The sequence below is a fragment of the Hymenobacter agri genome (genome assembly GCF_054778495.1).
Map to the genome: position 1 here is coordinate 1 of NZ_BAAGZM010000827.1, position 1503 is coordinate 1503.

The 1503-nt window shown below is 65.7% G+C and carries 2 protein-coding genes; both read right to left on the minus strand.

Features of this window, described 5'->3' with window-relative positions:
• Positions 1-842: NAD(P)/FAD-dependent oxidoreductase (locus ACYVDE_RS22545; protein WP_460503781.1), on the minus strand; the 842-nt coding region annotated here is incomplete at its 3' end.
• A 42-nt stretch (positions 843-884) separates the two neighbouring features.
• Positions 885-1503 (minus strand): sensor histidine kinase (locus ACYVDE_RS22550; RefSeq protein ID WP_460503782.1); only part of this gene is annotated, 619 nt, incomplete at its 5' end.

Here is a 1503-nt window from a genome sequence, read left to right on the forward strand (position 1 = left end):
GTCGGGAAGCCGAGGTAATTTTCGATGCGCGAGCTGGTGCTGGCCTGGCCGCCGGGCGTCATCCGCTCAATTATCAGGGTTTTGAGGCCTTCGCTGGCGCCGTACACGGCGGCGGCCAGGCCCGAGGGGCCGGCGCCCACCACCACCACGTCGTACATATCCTGCGAGGCCTGCTGCGTAATGCCCAGCTTGGCCCCGATGTCGGCGGGCGTGGGCTTGGCCAGGGCCGTGCCATCCGGAAAAACCACCACGGGCAGTTGGCCCGACTTGTAGCCCTTGGCCGCCAGTAGCTTGCGGCCCTCAGGGCTGGTTTCAAAATCAAGCCACTGGTAGCCCACCATGTAGCCGCTAAGAAAGTCCTTGAGCTCGTGCGACAGCGGCGACCACTGGAAGCCAATCAGCCGCAGGCCGTCGTACTTCGGCTTGTGCGCGGCCTGCCAGGCGGCCAGCAAATCGTGCAGCGTGGGGTAGAGCAGCTGCTCGGGTGGGTCCCAGGGCTTCATCAGGTAGTGGTCGAGCCGGGCCGCGTTGATGGCACGCACGGCGGCTTCGGTGTCGGCATAGGCCGTGAGCAGCACGCGCTTGGCATCCGGAAAAAACTCGCGCGAGGCCGCGAGCAGGTCTACGCCTTCGAGCTCGGGCATGCGCTGGTCGGCCAGAATCAGGGCCAGCGGTTCTTCCTTTTCGTGCAGCTCCTTGATGGTCGTCAGCGCTTCGGGGCCGGAATTCACGCGCAGAATGCGGTAATCCTGGCTGAATTCCTGGCGCAGGTCGCGGGCAACGGCCGCCAGCACCTGGGCGTCGTCGTCAACGGCGAGAATAATGGGCTTCTTGGCGGGCATAGCTGTTTTCTATAGGAATGAGAGGGGCAGTGTGGTGTTCGGCTAATCCAAGCGCCCGGCCACCGGCAGCCAAGCGCAAAACTCGGTACGGCCGGGCGCCGACTGCACTTCCAGCCGCCCGTCGTGCTGGCGGATAATCTGCTGCGCAATGTCGAGGCCCAGGCCCGAGCCGTCGCCGGCCTGCTTGGTGGTGAAGAACGGCTCGAAGATATGCGGCAGCACATCGGCCGGAATGCCGCTGCCGTTGTCGCGCAGAAACACGCGCACGAAGTCGCCCTCGCGCACGGTGCGCAGCGTGAGCTCGCCGCCCTGGGCCGGCAGCGCGTCGATGGCGTTGTCGAGCAGGTTGGTCCACACCTGGTTCAGGCTGCTCACCCGGCCCCGAATCAGCGGTAAATTGGCCGCATACTCGCGGGTGACCTTGATGTTCTTCTTGCGCAGCTGGAAGCCCAGCATGTTGAGCGTGCTGTCGAGGCCAACTGTCACGTCGAGGGATTCGAAGCCGCCGGCACGGTCCATGTGCGAGTAGGTTTTCACGTCGGCCACCAGCTTGCTGATGCGGCCGCCGGCCTCCTGCACATCGTGCACCAGCTGCATGGTGGTGAGCTGGCCTTCGAGCCAGGCAAACGCCGCCGGCCGGGCGGCCGGGGGCAGCAGGGCG